This is a genomic window from Halovibrio variabilis (genome assembly GCF_007991175.1).
Taxonomy (GTDB): domain Bacteria; phylum Pseudomonadota; class Gammaproteobacteria; order Pseudomonadales; family Halomonadaceae; genus Vreelandella; species Vreelandella variabilis.
On record NZ_BJXV01000014.1, the window covers coordinates 42,185 to 63,284 of the forward strand.

General features: G+C 56.1%; 18 protein-coding genes. 13 read left to right on the plus strand and 5 right to left on the minus strand.

The features are described from left to right. Nucleotides 1-22: 22 nt before the first annotated feature. From HVA01_RS13020 to HVA01_RS13050, 7 genes are all read left to right on the plus strand, one after another. A complete protein-coding gene (locus HVA01_RS13020; RefSeq protein ID WP_146875844.1) occupies nucleotides 23-892 on the plus strand; it encodes an aldo/keto reductase in 870 nt (289 codons plus the stop codon). 21 nt (nucleotides 893-913) lie between these two features. Next, nucleotides 914-1,861 carry a carbohydrate kinase family protein gene (locus HVA01_RS13025; protein ID WP_146875845.1) on the plus strand — a complete coding sequence of 316 codons (948 nt, stop codon included), beginning with the start codon at nucleotides 914-916 and terminating at the stop codon, nucleotides 1,859-1,861. 181 nt (nucleotides 1,862-2,042) lie between these two features. Beyond that, nucleotides 2,043-2,762: a FadR/GntR family transcriptional regulator gene (locus HVA01_RS13030; protein WP_146875846.1), complete on the plus strand. Its 720-nt coding sequence runs from the start codon at nucleotides 2,043-2,045 to the stop codon at nucleotides 2,760-2,762. Nucleotides 2,763-2,789: 27 nt separating this feature from the next. Continuing rightward, on the plus strand, nucleotides 2,790-3,938 hold the full coding sequence (gene dgoD, locus HVA01_RS13035; RefSeq protein ID WP_146875847.1) for a galactonate dehydratase: 1,149 nt from the start codon (nucleotides 2,790-2,792) through the stop codon (nucleotides 3,936-3,938). A gap of 29 nt (nucleotides 3,939-3,967) precedes the next feature. After that, nucleotides 3,968-4,942, plus strand: a complete 975-nt coding sequence (locus HVA01_RS13040; RefSeq protein ID WP_146875848.1) for a 2-dehydro-3-deoxygalactonokinase — start codon at nucleotides 3,968-3,970, stop codon at nucleotides 4,940-4,942. A 29-nt stretch (nucleotides 4,943-4,971) separates the two neighbouring features. Next, nucleotides 4,972-5,577: a 2-dehydro-3-deoxy-6-phosphogalactonate aldolase gene (locus tag HVA01_RS13045; RefSeq protein WP_146875849.1), complete on the plus strand. Its 606-nt coding sequence runs from the start codon at nucleotides 4,972-4,974 to the stop codon at nucleotides 5,575-5,577. A gap of 27 nt (nucleotides 5,578-5,604) precedes the next feature. Beyond that, the gene (locus HVA01_RS13050; protein WP_246129616.1) at nucleotides 5,605-6,489 is read left to right on the plus strand and encodes an SMP-30/gluconolactonase/LRE family protein; all 885 of its coding nucleotides are present in this window, start codon (nucleotides 5,605-5,607) and stop codon (nucleotides 6,487-6,489) included. Nucleotides 6,490-6,859: 370 nt separating this feature from the next. On the opposite strand, the gene HVA01_RS13055 is transcribed toward HVA01_RS13050, so the two are convergent. The 5 genes from HVA01_RS13055 to HVA01_RS13075 all read right to left on the minus strand — a co-directional run bounded on the left by HVA01_RS13055 (nucleotide 6,860) and on the right by HVA01_RS13075 (nucleotide 13,478). Further along, entirely contained in the window at nucleotides 6,860-8,455 is a 1,596-nt protein-coding gene (locus HVA01_RS13055; RefSeq protein WP_146875851.1) for a solute:sodium symporter family transporter, read from the minus strand. A gap of 225 nt (nucleotides 8,456-8,680) precedes the next feature. After that, nucleotides 8,681-9,343: a bifunctional 4-hydroxy-2-oxoglutarate aldolase/2-dehydro-3-deoxy-phosphogluconate aldolase gene (locus HVA01_RS13060; RefSeq protein WP_146875852.1), complete on the minus strand. Its 663-nt coding sequence runs from the start codon at nucleotides 9,341-9,343 to the stop codon at nucleotides 8,681-8,683. Between the two features lie 45 nt (nucleotides 9,344-9,388). Next, nucleotides 9,389-10,054: a 6-phosphogluconolactonase gene (gene pgl, locus HVA01_RS13065; protein ID WP_146875853.1), complete on the minus strand. Its 666-nt coding sequence runs from the start codon at nucleotides 10,052-10,054 to the stop codon at nucleotides 9,389-9,391. A 1-nt stretch (nucleotide 10,055) separates the two neighbouring features. Next, nucleotides 10,056-11,561 carry a glucose-6-phosphate dehydrogenase gene (zwf, locus tag HVA01_RS13070; protein ID WP_146875854.1) on the minus strand — a complete coding sequence of 502 codons (1,506 nt, stop codon included), beginning with the start codon at nucleotides 11,559-11,561 and terminating at the stop codon, nucleotides 10,056-10,058. Nucleotides 11,562-11,945: 384 nt separating this feature from the next. Continuing rightward, the gene (locus tag HVA01_RS13075) at nucleotides 11,946-13,478 is read right to left on the minus strand and encodes a carbohydrate porin (RefSeq protein ID WP_146875855.1); all 1,533 of its coding nucleotides are present in this window, start codon (nucleotides 13,476-13,478) and stop codon (nucleotides 11,946-11,948) included. 454 nt (nucleotides 13,479-13,932) lie between these two features. On the opposite strand from HVA01_RS13075, the gene HVA01_RS13080 reads away from it, so the two are divergent. The 6 genes from HVA01_RS13080 (at nucleotide 13,933) to HVA01_RS13105 (ending at nucleotide 21,096) form a co-directional block, all read left to right on the plus strand. Further along, nucleotides 13,933-15,210 (plus strand): ABC transporter substrate-binding protein, encoded by a 1,278-nt coding sequence (locus tag HVA01_RS13080; RefSeq protein WP_146875856.1) that lies wholly within the window; start codon nucleotides 13,933-13,935, stop codon nucleotides 15,208-15,210. A gap of 15 nt (nucleotides 15,211-15,225) precedes the next feature. Continuing rightward, nucleotides 15,226-16,209 carry a carbohydrate ABC transporter permease gene (locus HVA01_RS13085; protein WP_146875857.1) on the plus strand — a complete coding sequence of 328 codons (984 nt, stop codon included), beginning with the start codon at nucleotides 15,226-15,228 and terminating at the stop codon, nucleotides 16,207-16,209. Further along, on the plus strand, nucleotides 16,209-17,051 hold the full coding sequence (locus tag HVA01_RS13090) for a carbohydrate ABC transporter permease (protein WP_146875858.1): 843 nt from the start codon (nucleotides 16,209-16,211) through the stop codon (nucleotides 17,049-17,051). The genes HVA01_RS13085 and HVA01_RS13090 overlap by 1 nt, the downstream gene beginning before the upstream one ends. A 32-nt stretch (nucleotides 17,052-17,083) precedes the next feature. Next, nucleotides 17,084-18,700, plus strand: coding sequence for an alpha-glucosidase family protein (locus HVA01_RS13095; protein WP_146875927.1), 1,617 nt, complete (start codon nucleotides 17,084-17,086; stop codon nucleotides 18,698-18,700). A 73-nt stretch (nucleotides 18,701-18,773) separates the two neighbouring features. Next, nucleotides 18,774-19,880: an ABC transporter ATP-binding protein gene (locus HVA01_RS13100; protein ID WP_146875859.1), complete on the plus strand. Its 1,107-nt coding sequence runs from the start codon at nucleotides 18,774-18,776 to the stop codon at nucleotides 19,878-19,880. 166 nt (nucleotides 19,881-20,046) lie between these two features. Then, nucleotides 20,047-21,096 (plus strand): LacI family DNA-binding transcriptional regulator, encoded by a 1,050-nt coding sequence (locus HVA01_RS13105; RefSeq protein WP_246129618.1) that lies wholly within the window; start codon nucleotides 20,047-20,049, stop codon nucleotides 21,094-21,096. Nucleotides 21,097-21,100 lie beyond the last annotated feature (4 nt).

The window sequence follows — 21,100 nt, forward strand, 5'->3', positions numbered from 1 at the left end:
AATATCAATACGGTGCTCCGCTATGTCTGCTGTTACTTTTGACGTGCCATTTATACTTGGCATGATGCGCTTGCACGAAGCGCGCACGATGCACGACCCAGAGCAACTCGCCAATTGGATCGAAGCACGCCTGGAAGAAGGCCTTCACTGGTTTGATCACGCGGATATTTACGGCAGCGGCCAAGGGGAGACGCTATTTGGTGCCGCGCTGCGGGCCCGCCCTGCGCTGGCGAAGCGGGTAAAGATAGTGACCAAGGCAGGGATTGCCAACGATAACCCGGCGCCCGATTCGGGCAAGGTAAAGCACTACAACGCTAGCCCCGCTTATCTAAATGGCGCCATTGACGCCTCGCTTGAGCGTTTAAACGTCGAACGCCTCGATCACTTTTTGATTCACCGCCCCGACCTGCTCATGAACGCAGAAGCCACCGGCCGCGCCCTGGATGACGCCATTGCAGCAGGCAAAATCGGCGCGGCGGGTGTCTCCAACCACCTGCCCAGTCAATGGCGACGCCTGCAAGGCGCCATGCATCAGCACTTAAGCGCCAATCAAATTGAGCTTTCGATTGCCCATACCGCGCCGCTGTTCGACGGCAGTTTTGACGATCTGTGTACCGATGGCCACGCCCCTATGGCGTGGTCGCCGCTGGCAGGTGGGCAATTGATGCAAGGCCCAATCGGTGACTGTTTGGATCAATGGGCCACGACGCTCAACACTACACCGAACGGCATTGCCCTGGCCTGGCTGCGCAGCCTCCCTAATTCGCCGGTACCCGTAGTGGGCAGCGTCAAGCCTGAGCGAATCGTCGCGATGCTCAACGGCCCCGCCACGCTACCCCGCGAAGCCTGGTATGAACTGCTTGAAGCTGCACGCGGCCACTGCGTGGCATAAGTTCACAACAAGGAGCCACTAATGACGCCAGTTATCGCATTTGGGGAAGCCCTGGTCGATATGCTTTCCAGCCGTTTGGGCACCTCAACCGAGGTCCAGGAAACCTTTACCCCCTACGCCGGTGGTGCGCCTGCTAATGTGGCGGTTGCCTGCGCGCGGCTGGGCGTACCCAGCCAGTTTTTGGGCATGGTGGGTGACGACACCTTTGGGCATTTTTTAATCCGCGAGCTGCAACACCACGGTGTGGATACCCAGGGCGTGATACTCACCCAAGCGGCCCGCACTGCCCTGGCCTTCGTTTCTCGGGACAGCAGCGGCGAGCGCACCTTTGACTTTTATCGGCCACCCGCTGCCGATCTGCTGTATCGCCTTGAGCATTTACCCCAGGGCGTGTTTGAAGACCCGGCTATTTTACACCTGTGCAGTAACAGTCTCACCGACCCAGAGATCGCCGACGTTACCCTGGCGATGGCCACCATGGCCAAGCGCGCGGGCTGTTTGGTCAGCGTCGACGCCAACCTGCGCCATAATCTGTGGCCAAACAATGAAGCGGATGCCAGCTTAGTCACCCAGTTGCTGGACGGGGCTGAACTGCTCAAGCTCTCTCAAGAAGAGCTCGACTATCTGCGCGCTGATCATCCTGCCGAAACGTGGCTTTCAGAGCGGCTAGTGGCAGGGGTTAAGATTATCTTGATTACCGACGGCCCCAACGACGTGGTGCTCAAAGGTGTTGGCATCGACCAGCGCATTGCGCCACCCAAAGTGAAAGCAGTCGATACCACCGCCGGCGGCGACGCCTTTATTGGCGGTTTGCTAGCGGAGCTTTCAGCCCACGGGATCAATGAAAACTGGCACCACGATGCCGACTTTCTGCAACGCGCGGTAGCGACCGCCTGCCGCTGCGGCGCCCATGCTGTGACTCGACCCGGCGCCTATGCGGCGCTGCCTACTCAGGCGGATATTGGCTAATAAGTAGCGCGATAAACTATTAACACATGGCACGTCTGACTCAGGCGTGCTTTTTTTATGCCTGCGTTGGGGTCGACTAAGCGCTAACCTAACTCGGACTTTTGTCTAAAGCAGTTCGCTTGTAGAAATGTCAGACATTTACTAGACTGTATTTTACTCTACCCCTTATAAGAGACGCTCCATGTCCCTGGACTCCCTACCCGCCCACCAGGGTGGCGCTGAAAATTTAGCGCGCTTGCTTGCTCAAGCGTTACTGGCAGGCCATTGGCAACCAGGCGACATTTTTCCCCGCGAGCTGGATATTGGCGCTCATTTTAACGTCAGCCGTAATCAGGTACGCAATGCGCTGACCAGCCTCACCGCTGCAGGGCTATTAGAGCGCACTGCGGGGCGCGGCACGCTGGTTCGCAAGATGGGAGATTGGCATTTACTCGACCCGCTGATGAGTCACTGGATGACCGGCTTAGTGAATCTTGACCCACAGCTGGTAAGGGCGATTTATGCGTTTCGGTTTTCCGCAGAACCCGTGGTGGCTGGCCTCGCCGCACAGGCAGCCCAGGATGAAGACCTCGCGCGCCTGGAGAGCGCTTTTGCGGGCATGAAGAGCAGCGCAGGCAGCGTTGCCTTGCGCGCTGAACACGCTGAATACGATGTCGCCTTTCATGACGCCACCTATCGGGCCAGCCATAATTTAGTTTGGCGGCAAATGGGCCATCTATTGCGCCCTTCCATCATGGCGCTGATCCATAACTCGCAACATCGCACCGATACACTGGACGACAGCCTAGCGCGTCACCGTCAGGTACTTGAGGCCATTCGCCACCGCGATGCAGCCGCCGCAGAAATCGCTGCACGCGAGGTACTGCGCCGCACGGCCATTGATCTTGGCATCGTCAGTTAAACTTCGCTTTGCACAAGGAATACCCACATGAAAATTACTCGTCTCAAAACTTGGCAAGTGCCGCCGCGCTGGCTGTTCCTGAAGATAGAAACCGACGAAGGCTGCTACGGCTGGGGAGAGCCTGTGATCGAAGGTCGCGCTGCCACCGTTGAAGCCGCCGTGCATGAACTTTCCGACTACCTGATTGGCCAGGATCCGCACCGCATTGAGCATCTCTGGAACATGATGTACCGCGCCGGCTTTTATCGCGGCGGGCCTATTTTAATGAGTGCGATTGCGGGCATCGACCAGGCGCTATGGGATCTTAAAGGTCGCGATCTGGGCGTACCCGTTCACCAGCTGCTAGGCGGTGCCGTGCGCGACAAAATGCGCATGTATGCCTGGACCGGTGGCGACAGGCCCAGTGACGTCGGGGCGGGTGCCAAAGCGCTGGTCGAAAAGGGTTTTACCGCTTTTAAAATGAACGGCACCCCCGAGATGCAAATTGTCGACTCCCACCGCAAGGTCGATGAAGCCGTGGCCCGGGTGGCGGAAGCCCGCTATGCCGTTGGCCCGGATGTCGGCATAGGCATCGACTTTCATGGTCGCGTCCACCGGCCCATGGCCAAAGCACTGCTGCGCGAGTTAGAACCTTTCCACCCCATGTTTGTGGAAGAGCCGGTTGCCCCGGAACACCTGCCCTGCTTGAAAGATATCGCCGGCGGCCTGGGCTACCCGCTGGCGACCGGCGAGCGGCTGCACACCCGCTTTCAGTTCCGCGATCTGCTGGCCGATGGCATGATCGATATTATTCAGCCGGATATTTCCCACTGCGGCGGGATCAGCGAAGGCCTCAAAATTGCCGCCTTAGCGTCCGCCTACGACGTGGCCCTGGCGCCTCACTGCCCGCTCGGCCCGCTGACATTGGCTGCGTCGTTACAGCTTGATGCAGTGAGCCACAATGCCTTTATCCAAGAGCAGAGCATGGGCATTCACTACAACCAGGGCAACGACGTACTCGACTACCTGGTCGACAAATCCGCCCTAGCGATTGAAGACGGCTTCTGCGCGATTCCCCAAGGCCCTGGGCTTGGTGTTGAGATTAACGAAGAATTTGTTGAAGAGCGCGCCAAAGTCGGCCACCGCTGGCGCAACCCGGTTTGGACCCACGAAGACGGCTCTATTGCGGAGTGGTAAGCCATGTTATCAACACTGAGACTTACCCCATGAACACGACGACTGCCGAAGTAGCGCACCAGCTGGCCTGGATTGCTGTGGATTGGGGGTCCAGCAACCTGCGCGCCTGGGGGCTGGATAAACACACTAACGTCATTGCTCAAACCCGTAGCGACAAGGGCATGCTGTCGCTAAAGGCCGACGAGTATGAAGCCGAGTTGCTGAGACTGGTGGGTGATTGGCTACCCACCACCGGGCAGACCGATGTGATGGTATGCGGCATGGCAGGCGCCCGCCAAGGCTGGCAAGAAGCTGCCTATTTGCCGGTGCCAACGCGGCTTAATCAGCTTAGCCAGGGCGCGGTGACGCCCACGCTTACGAGCCAACGATTGAGCGTTTATCTGCTGCCTGGGTTGAGCCAAACCCGCAGTAACGCAACGCACTTTGATGTCATGCGCGGCGAAGAGACCCAGTTAGCCGGGCTCGTCGCTGATAACCCTGCTTTTACCGGCCTTGCCTGCCTACCCGGCACCCATGCCAAATGGGCAAGCCTGGACGCGGGGGCGGTAACGCAGTTTACGACGTATCTAACCGGTGAGCTTTACCAACTGTTAGCCCAACAATCGGTACTCAAACATTCGGTGGGTAGCGACGACCTTAACGACCCAGCGTGCCGCGAGGCGTTTATCTCGGCAGTCAGCGAGATAAACGCAGCCCCCGAAACCTTTAGCAGCCGCCTGTTCGGCCTGCGTGCGCAAGATTTACTCGATAGCCACCTGCCGACGGGTAAGAAGCGGGCCGACGTGCTTTCGGCACGGCTTTCTGGGCTCGCCATTGGGCTTGAGCTAGCCGACGCCTGTGATCAACGCTTGAGTGACGAGCCGATAACGCTGATTGGTCATCAAGCCCTGTGCCAACGCTACACCTTAGCACTCAACGCAATCGGCTTTCAGACACAGCATCTGGATGGCGACACGGCCGTACTGGCAGGTCTACGCCTTGCCCACCATGCGCTCAAGGCGTAAAGCCACTAATATGAATGGGGAGATTTGCTATGGCGCTGCCTTTGATCGGTATTTTACGCGGCGTAACGCCCGAAGAAGTGATTGACATCGCTCAAGCGGTGCTTGCCGCGGGGATCACCCAGATTGAGGTGCCACTCAATTCGCCTAATCCGCTCGAAAGCATTCGTCGCTTGGTAGATGCTTTTGGCGATCAAGCGGTGATTGGGGCTGGTACGGTGCTTTCGCCTGCGCAGGTGCGTGATGTTCACGCCGCCGGGGGGCGTTTGATCGTCTCGCCTAACTGCCGCCCGGCTGTGATAGCGGAGACTCACCGGCTTGAGATGGCCAGTTGGCCGGGCATTGTGACACCTTCTGAAGCGTTCGATGCACTGGACGCAGGTGCCTCCGGGCTTAAACTCTTCCCCGCGGTTCAGGTAGGCTTGGCGGGCATGCAAGCGGTGCGTTCAGTACTGCCCAAGGGCACTCTGTTGTATGCTGTTGGCGGCATTGGGATCGATAACTTCGCCGCTTGGCGCGCCGCTGGTGTCGATGGCGCGGGGCTTGGAAGCGCGTTATATAAACCCGGCCAAAGCGCCACTCAGGTGGGCAAACAGGCACAGGCGTTAGTCGATGCCTGGCAAGCAGGAGAACCATAAGGAGAACCAATAACAATGCAATCAGACATGAGTATTTCAACGTGGCAGGCCGAACTAGCGGTCGACTGTCGCTGCATCCTGGGCGAAGGCCCGCAGTGGGACGCCGTTAACCAGCGCCTTTATTGGTGCAATATTCTCGAAAAGCAGCTGCACTGGTTATCCCCCGCCAGCGGCGAAAGCGGACACTATCAGCTTGATCACATGGTATCCCTCGCCGCACCGCTTGAAGGCGGTGGCCTGCTACTCGTCGGTGAAGATCGCTTAAGCCGCTTTGATCCTATTAATGCCGCTGTTGAGAAGTTCTGCGATTTCGAAGCCGACAACCCGGTCACCCGCAGCAATGACGCCCGCATTGATCGCCACGGTAGCCTGTGGCTTTCCAGCATGGGTAAGGCCGCCGAAAAAGGCGCAGGCAGCCTTTATCGCCTGCATCGCGGCAAGCTGACTCAGTTGCGCACCGGCCTGACCATTCCCAATGCTATCTGCTTCTCTGCCAATGGCGGGTTTGCCTGGTTTACCGATACGGCAACAGGCGTGGTGATGCGCTGGACGCTGGATAGCGATGGCTGGCCGAAAGGTGAGCCGCAGCCCTGGGCAGATTTTTCAGCCACTCAAGGCAACCCAGACGGTGCCGTGGTCGATAGCCAAGGTTGCCTGTGGTTAGCCCTTTGGGGAGCAAGCCAAGTCGTCCGCCTGGATCATGACGGCCAAGTGATTGCGCGCGTTGAGCTGCCGGTCAGCCAGCCTTCCTGCCCGGCCTTTGCAGGCCCCGAGCTTAAAACGCTGTATATCACCACGGCACAAGAAGGTTTCAGCGCTGAGCAGCTTGCTCAGGAGCCAACCGCAGGCTCACTTTATGTGGCCGAAACCGGTATCAAAGGGCTCGCCGAGCCGCCGCTGCGCCTCGTATAACGCTCTCAATTATAGGTTCTCCGTCGTTTCATGTGGATTTAATATTCGTTAGCAGTTTTGTGTCTCACGTTTCAGGATGAAACTACTAAGCTATCTATATTTTGTGGGAGGGAGCTTCAGCTCGCGAATATTTGGGCTCCTAGCATAATGAAACCAAGGGAGTGCCTGCGGCACCCTTCGCGCGCTGAAGCGCCCTCCCACAAGAGCTACCATCAGGCTGGCAGAGTTAATCCTATACTGAATGACGAAGAGACCAATTATAACGCTCTAGCAATGCGAAAGGCCCCGCGAGTATAAGCTCGAGGGGCCTTTCTATTCGTTATTACGGCTTCATCTCTATCTGCGACTAAGCTGCGACCAAGGCTTTCATTCAACCGGCGAAGCTTATGTACATAACGATGACTAACACAACCAGGACGATACCGGCGGGTACTGCGCCTTTCCAGGGTGTCAGATCCACATCGCCGCTGTGCTGCTGAATCCAGTCTGTTTCCCTGGGGCGAAGCTTACCGATAATCAGCATCACAACGACCAACAACACAAAGACCAACGCCACGAAGTGGAACTCGTGCATGACTTGGGGAAGCAGCGTGAACGGTGGCACAAAGTAACCGGCGGCAATCAACAAGCAACCACCCACCAGGGCAATTTTCGCCGCCATGGGGGGAACACGCTTGGTCAGAAGCCCAACCAACACAACCGCCAAAATAGGAATAAAGTAGATCGCGTTCATCTTCTGCAGGTAGCCAAACAGGCTTTCCTGACCTGCCAGCAGCGGGGCAATGATCATGGTGGAAACGGCCATGATCCAGCCGAACACCTTACCCGATTTGACCACCTGCTCTTCGCTAGCGTTTTTATTCAGTACGCCTTTATAGATACCCAGGCTGAAGATCGTCGTGGTGCTGTTAAGCGCCGAGTTAAACGACGACAGAATCGCGCCAACCATCACCGCGGCGAAAAAGCCGGTCAAGTAAGGTGGCAGTACGTTAAACACCAGATGGCCGTAGGCTTCATCGGCACGCACGCCCTGATCGGCATAAAGGTGATAGGCAATAATCCCTGGCAGCACCAGATACAGCGGCCCCAGCAGCTTGAACAGGCCGGTCAAAAGCACGCCTTTCTGACCTTCGGCGAGGTTCTTGGCCGCAAACGTCCGCTGAATAATCTGCTGGTTGGTGCTCCAGTAGAACAGGTTAATCAGGAAGACGCCGGTAAACAGGGTGAAAAATGGCACCTGCTGATCAGAGCCGCCAATTGAATTGAGCTTATCGGGGTCGCTTTCTTTGAGGATGTTCCACCCTTCCATCACCCCCGAACCGTCACTCACGGCCTGTAGGCCAAAATAGACAATGACGAAACCACCGATCAACAGCCCAACGCCGTTAAGCGTATCGGACACCGCTACCGTGCGTAGCCCCCCAAACAGCGCATACACCGAACCGATAATGCCGACAATCCACACCGTAAGCCAAAGCAGCCCGGTGGAAGATTCGATGCCGGTTAACCCCTGAAGATCGAGCATGCCCTGCAGGCCGATCGCCCCCGAATAGAGAATAATCGGCAGCAGGATGACCGCATAAGCCAGCAGGAAAATAATATTGGCAATTAGCTGGGTCGTTTTGTCGAAACGAATCTCGAGCAGCTGCGGCAGCGTGGCAATACCGCTTTTCAAAAAGCGGGGTAGGAAAAATAGCGCCAATGCGACCAGCGCGATAACCGCCACCACTTCCCAGGCCATCACACTCAGGCCATCGGCAAAGGCAGCCCCGTTGAGCCCCACCATTTGCTCGGTGGAGAGGTTGGTCATCAACAATGAACCCGCGATCAGCGGGAACGTTAGCGTGCGTCCAGCCAGAAAATAGCCACTGGTGCTTGAATGATCATCTCGGCGCGTAATCCGCCAAGTGATAAAGGCGACAAGCCCTGTGAAGAACAGGAAGGACGCCAGGGTCAACGCGTGCATATTGACTACCTCATCATCATTATAAGTGGCACGCACGTTACTGTATGCGCGTATAGCGAAATGTCAGACAATTCGTGGGGCATTTTAGTCGAGCTGAATATAGCCCGTTATACCCCTTTGGTCTTACACGGGCGGATAAACTAGCTAAAAAGCTGGCATATCGCTATAAAAAAACCCTAGCTATGCTTAAAAACATAGCTAGGGCTAGGATTACGGATGGCTTACTTAATGATGAAAGCGCTCAGCTGACTGACGAGCCAGCTCACGAATGCCATCCCAATCTTCCGCCTCGACCATCGCTTTGGGCGTTAACCAGGAGCCACCAACGCACATCACGTTGGGCAGCGATAGGTAGTCATCGGCATTGTCGACAGTAATGCCGCCCGTGGGGCAGAAGCGGGCTTCAGGAATCGGAGCACCGAAGGCTTTAATCGCTTTGGCGCCGCCGCTGGATTCAGCAGGGAAAAATTTAAACCGGCGGTAGCCATACTGCCAGCCGGTCATCAGCTCAGAAATCGTCGAAACGCCCGGCAGCATCGGCACAGGACTTTCTACGCCGTAGCGATATAACGCATCGGTCGCCCCTGGCGTAACAACAAAATCGGCGCCTACTTGCTCGGCTTGGCGATACTGCGCCGGGGTTAATACGGTGCCCACGCCAATGCTGGCGCCGGGCAGCGCTTCGCGCATGCGTTTTACCGCGTCTAGCGCGCAGTCGGTACGCAGGGTAATTTCCAGCACGGTTAAGCCGCCTTCCACCAGGGCGCGCCCTAGCGGCACGGCATCTTCAAGGCGCTCAATAGTGATTACCGGAATCACTTCGGCTTTCGAGCAGATGCTGTCGAGCTCTGCGGTGCGGGTAGAAGGTAGCTGTTTTTCAATACTCATCAGTGAGTCTCCAAGCAAATTATTATTGGCTAAGGCGGCTGGCGCTTAGGGCGCCCAGTAAATCGCCAATGGACAGGTTAAAAAAGCACGTATGGGCAGTTGACGCACATCGTCACCGTTCAAAGCTTTAGCCAGCACCGCGCGCTTATCGTCGCCGGTAATATGCAAAATATGCCGCCGCGCTTGATGCAAGCGGTCCGCGGAAAAGGTGATTCGCGGCTGCGGCTGGCTGGGCGTTCGCACCGCCACCAGCAACTCCTCGGTGGCCAGGGCCAGGCCAAGCTCCAAGCTGTCGGGGAACAGCGAGGCCGTGTGGCCATCGCCGCCCATGCCCAGAATCACCACGCTGGCAGGCCAAGCCAGTGTTTCCGCGAGCTTAGCCACTTCATCAACCCCTTCTTCGGGGGTGGCCGCATCACACGTTAACGGTAGAAAATTGGCCTCTATGGCGTCGCCCTGAAGAAGATGCTCACGCACCAATTTGGCGTTGCTATCGCTGCTATCCATGCCCACCCAGCGCTCGTCGGCAAGCGTTATATCAATGCGCTCCCACGGCAGTGGCTTAGCCGCCAGCGCTTCAAAAAAAGGCACCGGCGTTGAGCCGCCTGAGACCACTAACAAGGCGCGCTGTTGATGGCTCAAGTCGTCGTGAAGGGCTTGGAAAACCGCTTCGGCGAGCTGCTCGGCAAGCTGTTGGCGTGATTGGCTCATATTAATAATCCTCGTACCAGCTACGACCATCCTGGGTAATCATGGCAATCGATGCGACAGGCCCCCAAGAACCAGCCGGGTAACGGCGCGGCGGTGTTTCGCGTTGTTTCCAACCCTCAATTAACTGGTCGCACCAACGCCAGGCGTGTTCAACTTCGTCACGGCGAACAAACAGATACTGCTGACCTTTCATGACTTCGAGCAGCAGCCGCTCGTAGGCATCGGGAATCCGCGACTTGGGAAAGGCATTATTGAAATCCAGGTGCAAAGGGCCAGGCCGGAGGCGCATGCCTTTATCCAGGCCGCTATCTTTGGTCAACACTTGCAGGGCAATGCCCTCTTCCGGCTGTAGACGAATAATCAGTTTATTGGCGGCAATGTCGCGCTGGTCGGGATCAAAAATATAGTGCGGCTGCTGACGGAAGTGAATCACAATTTGCGAGAGCTTTTCCGGCATCCGCTTACCGGTGCGCAGGTAGAACGGCACCCCTGCCCAACGCCAGTTAGCCACTTCGGTTTTCATGGCCACAAAGGTTTCGGTTCGACTCTCGGTGTTGGCGCCCTCTTCTTCCAAATAGCCGGGGACAGACTGGCCGTCGCTATTGCCGGCAATATATTGGCCGCGCACCACATCACGCCCGAGCGCTTCGCCTACAAACGGCTTGAGTGCTTTAAGCACTTTGACCTTTTCATCGCGTATCGCATCGGCATCCAAATTGGAAGGCGGGTCCATGGCGATTAGGCACAGCAGCTGAAGCAAATGGTTTTGCACCATATCGCGCAGTTGCCCCGCCTCATCGAAATACCCCCAGCGCCCTTCAATACCGACTTTTTCAGCGACGGTAATCTCCACATGGGAAATGTGGTTTTGATTCCACTGGGTGCCAAATAGCGGGTTGGCAAAGCGCAGGGCAATCAAGTTTTGCACCGTTTCTTTGCCCAGGTAGTGATCGATGCGATAGATGCGTGATTCAGGAAAAACGGCGCCGATGGCATCGTTGATCTCTATTGATGACGCCAGGTCAGATCCAATTGGCTTTTCCACGACCACGCGAGTTTCATCGTCTAAGCTGCCGCTTGCTTCCAGGTTGCGGCAAATATCGCCATAAATAACGGCAGCAACCGACAAATACACCACCATCGGGCGCTCAGACCCTTCGCGCCATTGGCGTATTTTCTCAAACCCCTCGGCTTGCTTGAAGTCGAGTTTTAAGTAGTCAATACGGTTTAAAAACCGCGTAATGCTTTGTTTATCCTGCTCGTCTTTTTTTATCCGCTTTTGCAGCGCTTCGCTAACCAGTTGACGAAAAGACGCCGCATCGTGCTCCTGGCGAGCCAGCCCCATAATGCGCGTGCTATCAGGCATCAGGCCTTCGCGATCAAGATGGTACAAGGCCGGAAACAGTTTGCGCATGGCAAGATCACCCAGCGCGCCAAACAGCGCCAGATCGATAGCGTGATTAAGGCCACCCAGCGGTGCACCTTGGGAAGCATTGGACTGGCTCATCGTTGCTCCTATTTATAATTAGACAACTAACGTAGTTAGATTACCTAAAACTTACCTGAAAAAGGGCATTATACGCAATATTTCGTGTAATTTTACTACAAAATACCGGCATCTGCGCTTAATTCGTCTTTTATACACCGATACAAGGTCAGGATGGTGCAAAACACTGATGCAGTGAAGTAAGGCAGCTAAAAAGAGGGGCGATAAAAGAGTGACAACAATAACAGTGGCTATATACCGGCATTGTTAATATGGCTCGTTCAGGCATCTGCCATACGGCCGACACACTCAACCGTCCAAACGCACGCAAAAAAAAGCCCGCGACGGATCGCGGGCAATGCGCATTGGAGAAGAAACAGTGAACAGCTAATTAACTCGCATCGTTTAGAACCACACCTCGGTCTGAACGCCGAAGGACCACTGGCCGCCAGTGAAGCCTTCGTTGCCCAGTGAGCTGGCACCGTAGTTGTTAAGGTCGTCGTCCCAATCGCTGAAGGTGGTGAACAGGCGAATCTCAGGACGCTGCCAGAAGCCGCCGACTTCAGGCTTGAAGGTGGGCGCAATAGTGAATTTGCTGAAGCCACCATCCACGGCGTTACGACCGCTATAACCCTGGGGATCGAGATCCATCCACTGATAGCCAGCTTCGTACTGCATTTCGAAGTTCTGCGTTAGCTCGTTGGCCAGGCGTACGTTAAGCCCTGCCCAGTTGTACTTATCGCCCTGGACATAACGGTCTTCGCTGGTTTCAGCCAGAATGGAGGGGGCAATGCGCCACTGCGGGGCAATATACGTTGTGCCATAGAGCGCTAGGCGCGTGGCGGTAGCATCATCGGTTAGATCACCCCGTGAACCCAGACTTTTGGTCTCGGCACCTAACCCCTGACCATGCAACACGGCCGCTTTAAAACTGCCTTCACCCATGCCGAAGAAGCTGTCGCCATGATAAGCCACCATGGTGTGCCAGCCTGTATCGGCGCCAGCTTGACCAGTACTAATTAAATTTTCATCTTCATCAAAGCGTACATCATTCGAGCGCTCGTCGTTGTCTGCAGCGGACATACCGTTAACCATCCACTGCCAGTTGCCGAAGTAGTTGTTGGAGGTCAGGATCAGGTTGTCGGTATCGCCCTCAAGACCGGGGTTCTCGCGGTCAACGATCGGATAGTCGGCAAAACTACGGCCGTAAATCGACAGGTTGGACTTCCAATTATCTGCCAACTGCATGTCGTAGATACCGCCACCGGTACCCGCCAGGAAGATCACGTCGCTGTCGAGCCAATGAATATCGAAGTTATCGCGGTCAAAGCGCTTACCCGCCCAGATAGAGGCGTTTTCAAAGGCACCGGTAAAGCTGGGAAGATCGCTGAATTCGGCAAACACCTGACGCACATTGATATCCGACTCGCCGCCGGTCCAGTCATTGCTGGAGGTCGTGCCGTCAGCAATCATGGTGCGGTAAAGCGCTTTGGCGCCGTTATCAAACTGCATGCGGTAGTTGAAAATTGCTTCGGCGTAAGTATCCGGCTCATTGCCTAAGCGGCCAACGGCGCCGCCTTCACCGCCTGCGGGTGTTAGATAAGGGCCAGCGTTTTCACTTTTACCATCTTCACCAATCAGCAGGCCTGAACGGGCGTAAACGTTAAACGAGAAACCCTCTTCGCCATCGGCATAACGTTCCACCCGGGCCAGACGCTCTTCAATCTCCGCGTCACTTTCCGGCGCTGCCTGGGTCTGCTCGGCGATCTCGGCACGGCGCTCGGCGGCATCGGCACGCTGTTCCGCGGCTTCAATGCGGGCTTCCAGTTCGGCAAAGCGCTGTTCCATGGTCATCTGTGCTGAAGCAACACCACTCATCCCTAAGCTGGCGGCGGCAATGGCAATCGCTAACGGCTTTTTGAATGTCATTTTATACATTGTTTTTGAGTACCCTATTGTTATTGGTAGGCGGTTGTTTATAAGCGTCTGTTCGTAAGCGCTTTGATCTAAATCGATTAAGATCGTATCGATAACACTTCCCTTGCACAGTTCCCCCAGCGGGGTAGAGACTGCTGTGAAACACCACAGTACTTATGGACTGTGCTTGTGGAAAGGTAGCCAAAACTTAATCGATTAAGCCTCTTGTTACCAACAGCTAGTTGCTAATTAACGACTAATGTCTAAGGAACGATTTTATTTAGTGAAAACTGAAGGTCTGTTGTTAGACAAAAGTCGCTATTGAACTTCCTCTGTCAAAGCGGCTAACTGAGCAGCACGATCTTAATCGATTAAGATAACGGTTAAGAGAGCGATTAAAAAACGCTTAGCTAGTTACTCAATGCTGATTTTGATGCAACACCATCCACAACAATAAACGCCGAGGTACGCCGTTATGAAAAAGACATTAATCACTACCGCCATCGCCGTGGCCAGCACGCTGAGCGCGACAAGCCAGGCTCAGGCTCAGGCTGAAGAGCTCACCATTTCCTGTGGCGCGGTAGGCGCAGAGCTAACGCTTTGCCAGGAGGGTGTTGCCGCCTGGGAGGAGAAAACCGGCCATAGCGTCGATGTGGTCTCAACGCCTAACTCCTCCACCGAGCGTCTTTCGCTCTATCAGCAAATCCTTTCGGCCAACGCCAGCGATATCGATGTAATGCAGATCGACGTGGTGTGGCCTGGCCTACTCGCCAATCACCTGCTTGACCTGCACGAAGTGATTGGCGATGACGCCGCTGCCGGGCACTTTGACACCATCGTTACCAACAACACTATCGATGGCCGCTTAGTCGCCATGCCGTGGTTCACCGATGCGGGTGTGCTCTACTACCGCGAAGATCTATTAGACAAATATGACCATGCGGTGCCGACCACCTGGCAGGAACTCACCGAGATTGCCCGCGAGATTAAAGACGCCGAACGTGCCGAAGGCAACGATCGCATGCAGGGGTATGTCTTTCAGGGCCGTGCTTATGAGGGCTTGACCGTGAATGCCCTTGAGTGGGTGGCAAGCTTTGGCGGGGGCACGGTGGTGGAAGCCGATGGCGAAGTGAGCATTAACAACGAACACGCCGCAAAAGCGCTGGACTTAGCCGCTTCCTGGATTGGCGATATTTCGCCCAACGGTGTGCTTAATTACACCGAAGAGGAAGCCCGCGGTGTATTCCAAGGCGGCAACGCGGTATTTATGCGCAACTGGCCCTACGCCTGGTCGCTGGCCCAAAGCGAAGACAGTGACGTTCGCGGCAAAGTGGGGGTAACCCAACTGCCCGCGGGTGGTGAAAACGGCCAAAGTGCCGCTGGCCTGGGCGGCTGGAACCTGGCCGTATCGCGCTATAGCGAACACCCTGAGCTCGCCGCCGACCTCGTCGCCTTCCTGACCGGTGAAGAAGAGCAAAAGCGTCGCGCCATTCAAGCCTCTTATAACCCCACTATCGACGCCCTCTACCAGGATGAAGAAGTGCTTGAGGCGGTGCCCTTCTTTGGCACCCTTTACGACACCTTTGTTAACGCTGTTGCACGCCCCTCCGCGCCTACCGGCGATGCCTATGGCCGAGTGAGCAACGCCTTTTTCAGCAACGCTCATCAGGTATTGTCCGGCAGCAAAGATGGCGCCCAAGCGGTCGCCGACCTCGAAGACGAATTGGCTCGCCTGAAGCGTCGCAACTGGTAACCCTGGAGCCCTTCCATGTCGACCTCCATCAAGCATGATGACGCGCCCGCCGGGGCGCGTTCTTTCACAACCAAGCCGCGCCGGGGCACTAAGGTTCGCCGTCAGCGGGTTAAAGCCGCCTGGCTCTTTTTAGCCCCCATGCTGATTGCGTTAACCCTGGTCGCTGGCTGGCCACTGGTGCGCACCTTCTTTCTCAGCTTCACCGATGCATCACTATCAGATTTAGGCGCTGCCAATCTGATTGGCTTCGAGAACTACCTCGTCTATGAAGATGGCCGCTGGTATGGGGTATTGGCCGACTCGGTGTGGTGGCAGTCGGTATGGAACACCGTCTACTTTTCGGTGGTGTCGGTATCGCTGGAAGTGGTTTTCGGGGTCATTGTGGCGCTGATTTTGAACGCCGAGTTTAAGGGCCGCGTGATTGTACGCGCTGCGGTGCTGATCCCCTGGGCAATCCCAACTATTGTTTCCGCGCAAATGTGGGCATGGATGCTCAACGACCAATTCGGCATCATCAATCACCTGCTGATGAGCGTGGGCATTATCGATGCCCCCATCGCCTGGACGGCGAACGCCACCTACTCCATGTGGGCGGTGATTATGGTCGATGTGTGGAAAACCATTCCCTTCGTGGCGCTGCTGGTGCTTGCTGCTCTGCAGATGCTGCCCAAGGATTGCTACGAGGCCGCCGAGGTAGACGGCATTCACCCGCTGCGGGTGTTCTTCAAAGTTACCCTACCGCTGATTACCCCGGCGCTAATGGTCGCAGTGATCTTCCGCCTGTTGGATGCGCTGCGCGTCTTCGATGTGATTTACGTACTCACCTCCAACTCCACCAGCACCATGTCGATGTCGGTCTATGCCCGCCAACAGCTGGTCGAGTTCCAGGATGTCGGTTACGGCAGCGCCGCTTCTACCCTGCTGTTCCTAATCATTGCCCTGGCTACCGTGGCTTACCTCTACGCTGGGCGTAAACAGATCCAATTGGGAGGTGACTAATGAACACTCGTCAGTTGGCCAAAATAGCCAAGCGCGTCGGGTTTTGGGCGCTGATTGTGCTGATCATGGTGTACGCCGTTTTCCCCTTCTACTACGCGGTAGTCACCTCGTTAAAACCGTCGAGCGACCTGTTCCGCGTCGAGCTTTGGCCTTCGAACTGGAACTTCGATAACTACATCAGCATTTTTAGCCAGACCAGCTTTCTGCGCGCTATTTTCAACTCCATCGTGGTGGCGTTTAGCGTGGTGTTTATCGCCCTGCTACTCGGCATTACCGCCTCTTACGCCCTGGGCCGGGTGCGCTTTCGGGGCCGCTCCACGGTGCTGCTGGTAATTCTTGGGGTGTCGATGTTTCCCCAGGTAGCGGTGCTTTCCGGGCTTTTTGAGGTGATTCGTGCGCTCAATCTCTATAACAACCCCGCTGGGCTGATTTTAAGCTACACCATCTTCACCCTGCCCTTCACCGTATGGGTATTGACCACCTTTATGAAGCAGTTGCCCATGGAGCTGGAAGAGGCCGCCATCATGGACGGTGCCACGCCCTGGATAACCATCACGAAAGTATTTCTGCCGCTCATGTGGCCCGCCATGGCGACCACCGGCCTGCTGGCATTTATCGCGGCTTGGAACGAGTTTCTGTTTGCCCTCACCTTCACGCTGACCGATGACCAGCGCACGGTACCCGTCGCTATTGCGCTGCTGTCAGGCGGCAGTGCCTACGAACTGCCCTGGGGGCCGATTATGGCCGCGTCTGTGGTGGTCACGGTGCCACTGGTCGTATTAGTGATTATCTTCCAGCGCCGCATTGTGTCAGGCCTTACTGCAGGCGCCGTTAAAGGATAAGGAATTTTTTTATGTCAACGATGGACTCTACGATGCAAGACAACACACTCTGGTGGCGCGGTGGGGTTATCTACCAGATCTACCCGCGCAGCTTTATGGATAGCCGCGGCGACGGTATTGGCGATCTTAACGGCATTACCGAAAAACTCGATTACGTTGCCTCCCTCAATGTGGACGGCATCTGGCTATCACCGTTTTTCACCTCGCCAATGCTCGATTTTGGCTACGATATTAGCGATTATTGCGACGTCGACCCCATGTTCGGCACCCTTGAGGACTTTAAAACGCTACTGGCAAAAGCCCACTCGCTTGGCTTGAAGGTGATGATCGACCAGGTGATTAGTCACACCTCGGATCAACACGCCTGGTTTCAGGAAAGTCGTCAAAACCGCAGCAACCCTAAAGCCGACTGGTTTGTATGGGCCGACCCCAAACCGGACGGCACGCCACCCAACAACTGGCTGTCGATTTTCGGCGGCCCGGCGTGGACGTTTGATTCCCGTCGCCAGCAGTACTATATGCATAACTTCCTGACCAGCCAGCCGGACGTTAACTTCCATAATCCGGAAGCACGTCAGGCGCAGTTGGACAATATGCGTTTCTGGCTGGAGCTGGGCGTGGACGGTTTCCGCTTGGACACCGTCAACTTTTACTTCCACGATGCCGAGCTGCGCGACAATCCGCCGGTCCCCAAGGGCGAAGCTAAAACCCTGGGCGCACCGGATAGCAATCCCTACACTTGGCAGCGCCACGTCTACGACCTGAGCCGCCCCGAAAACCTCGACTTCTTGAAAGATCTACGGGCGCTGATGTACGAGTATCCCGGTACCACGACCGTGGGCGAAATTGGCGACGATAACCCGCTTGAGCGCATGGCCGAGTACACCGCCGGTGGCGACAAGCTGCATATGGCCTACACCTTCGACCTGCTCAACACACCCCACTCGGCGCGCTATATTCATGAAGTGCTGGAGCGTTTTCAGCGACTGGCGGGCGACGCCTGGCCCTGCTGGGCAACCTCCAATCATGATGTGGTGCGCAGTGCCACCCGCTGGGGAGCCGATGAGGATCCACGCGCTTATCCCAAGGTAATGCTGGCCATGCTCTGCTCGCTGCGCGGTAGCGTCTGCCTTTATCAAGGCGAAGAACTCGGTCTGCCGGAAGCCGACGTGCCGTTTGAACGCATTCAGGATCCTTACGGCAAAGTGCTCTGGCCGGAATTTAAAGGCCGCGACGGTTGCCGCACGCCAATACCCTGGAACGACAGCGAACATGGCGGTTTTTCCAGCGTTGAACCTTGGCTACCCATGGAGGCCAGTCATCGGGATATGGCGGTTAGTCGCCAACAAGGTGATGCTAACTCAACCTTGAATGCACTGCGCAACATGCTGGCCTTCCGCCGCCAGCACCCCGCACTGTTCGATGGTGACTTAACGCTGGTCGATGTAGGCGAAACGCTGCTCGGTTTTAGCCGACAAAAAGGTGATGAAACAGTGCTGTGCGTTTTCAATCTCACCAACGAGGCGCAGACGGTTAGCCTGCCATTAACGATTGAAAGCGATTTGCAGGGCCACGGCTTTAACACCCAACGTGACGGTAACAGCCTGACACTACCGGGCTATCAAGCGGCTTTTATGCGCGTCGCTTAATGGCAAAGCCCTCACCCACAACAACAAGCCGACCTAACGCGACTCAAGCGTTGAGGTCGGCAAGGAGTCACCCATGGCAAGTGTTACGCTTAATAAGGTCAACAAGTTGTTTGGCCGCGATCATATTATTAATGATATTGACCTACACATTGGCGACGGCGAGTTTGTGGTCTTCGTCGGTCCCTCAGGCTGCGGCAAGTCAACGCTTTTACGCCTGATCGCCGGTTTGGAGTCGATCAGCGATGGCGATCTCTGCATAGACGAGACGGTCGTCAACGACCTACCGCCCCGGGAGCGCGGCGTCGGCATGGTGTTTCAGTCCTACGCGCTCTATCCGCATATGACCGTTTACGACAACATGGCGTTTGGCTTAAAGCTGGCTAAAGCGACCAAGGAAACAGTTCATGAGCGGGTAATGGCTACCGCCAAGATCCTGCAGCTAGAAGAGCTACTCCACCGCAAACCCAAGGCTCTCTCTGGCGGGCAGCGCCAGCGGGTGGCCATGGGCCGAGCCATGGCGCGTGAACCGCGCATTCTGCTATTTGACGAGCCGCTCTCCAACCTGGATGCCTCGCTGCGGGTACAAATGCGTAACGAGATCGCCCGGCTGCATAACCGCCTGGGTTCAACCATGATTTACGTCACCCACGACCAGGTCGAAGCCATGACCCTGGCCGACAAAATTGTAGTACTCAATGGCGGCCACGTTGAGCAGGTGGGCAGCCCCCACGAGCTGTACCAGCGCCCCGCGACGAAATTCGTTGCCGGGTTTATCGGTTCCCCTACCATGAACTTCATGCCTGCTGAATTACTCGCTGGTGACGCTAACGGCTGCCGTGTGCGAGCTGCGGGAATTGGCGAACTCGCCCTGCCCCAGAACGCCCAGCAGCGGCAAAGCGGCGAAGCGTTGACCCTCGGCATTCGCCCAGAGCACCTATGCTTAGCTGCGCCCACCGATGACAACTGTTTCGATATCGTCAACGTCGAGTATTTAGGTAACGAGGTTTACGTCTACCTTGAGCCCAAACAGGGCGACACGCTGCTGATCCATCGCAGCGAAGCCCCCAGTCAGTGGCGGGAAGGCCAGCAGGTATCACTAGCAGCAGATTGGGAAAAAGTACACTTATTCGATGAGAACGGTGCAGCACTAATGCTATCTACTCAACAAGCAGCAGCTTAAGCACGAGAGACAACCAAGATACCCGCATTAACGACCCTCTGTGTGTGCCTAACCCCCCCTTTCGCTTATCATGGGGAGTGGCAACATTCAGCGGGTCGATTTTATTATCCGCACCTATTGAATAGCTAAATTTTCAATTATTAAAAAAGCCTGTAAAGGAAGCACCGTGACTGATCAGCGCCGTATGACACTCAAGGATCTTGCGCAGGAACTCAACGTCTCTACTGCGACGATTTCCAACGCCTTTAACCGGCCGGATCAGCTCTCGCCAGCCCTGCGCGAACGCATACTCAAAGAGGCCAAACGGCTGGGTTACAGCGGCCCTGACGCCAAAGCGCGCAGCTTGCGCACCGGCCGCTCGCGGATTATTGCGGTGATTCTTGCAGAAAGCCTTACCTACAGTTTGAACGACGCCGTGGCCAGCGAGTTTTTATCCGGTGTTGCCGAAGTTCTCGATGCCCACGGCCACACGCTGCTGTTATTGCCGGGTCGCGGCCACGCCTCACAGCCGCCGGGCTCCGCCAATATCGCCGATGGCTTTATCGTTTACGGGTTAATGCCCAACAATAAACTGCTGGATGAACTGCCCGCCCAGCGCACCCTGGTGGCCGTTGATTTTGATATTGAAGGCTGCCCGACGGTGCATATCGATGACACCGCTGCCAGCTATAAAATCGCCCAGCATGCGCTTAGCGAGTTGCCCAAACGCCCGGCGATTATCAACCTGCGCTTGACCAAAGAGGTCTGCAACGGCCGGGTGACGGCCGAGCACACGCTGCTGCCCAACACCAGCACCATCAGCCGCGCCCGCCTTGAGGGCTTTCATAGCGCGCTGAGTGAGCAAGGTGTGGATGTGGCGCAAGTGCCGCTCTGGAATATCGAGGAGAATACCTTTGAGGTGTGCTCGCCGGTGATTGCTGAGATTCTCGACCAGCCCATAGAAAAACGGCCAGACCTGCTGCTGTGCATGTCTGACCGCATTGCGCTCACGGCGCTAACGCTCGCCGAGCAGCGCGGTATTCGGGTGCCGGAAGAGTTACGCATTACCGGGTTTGACGGCATTGCAGAAGGGCAGTACCGGGCACCGCGTTTAACCACAGTGCGCCAGGATAGCGTGGGTAAAGGGCGGGTCGCAGCGCAGATGATTCTTGGCCGCGTCCCCCTCGCCCAGCAGCTGCTGCAAACTGAACTGCTGCTGGGCGATACCTGCCCTTAGTAGT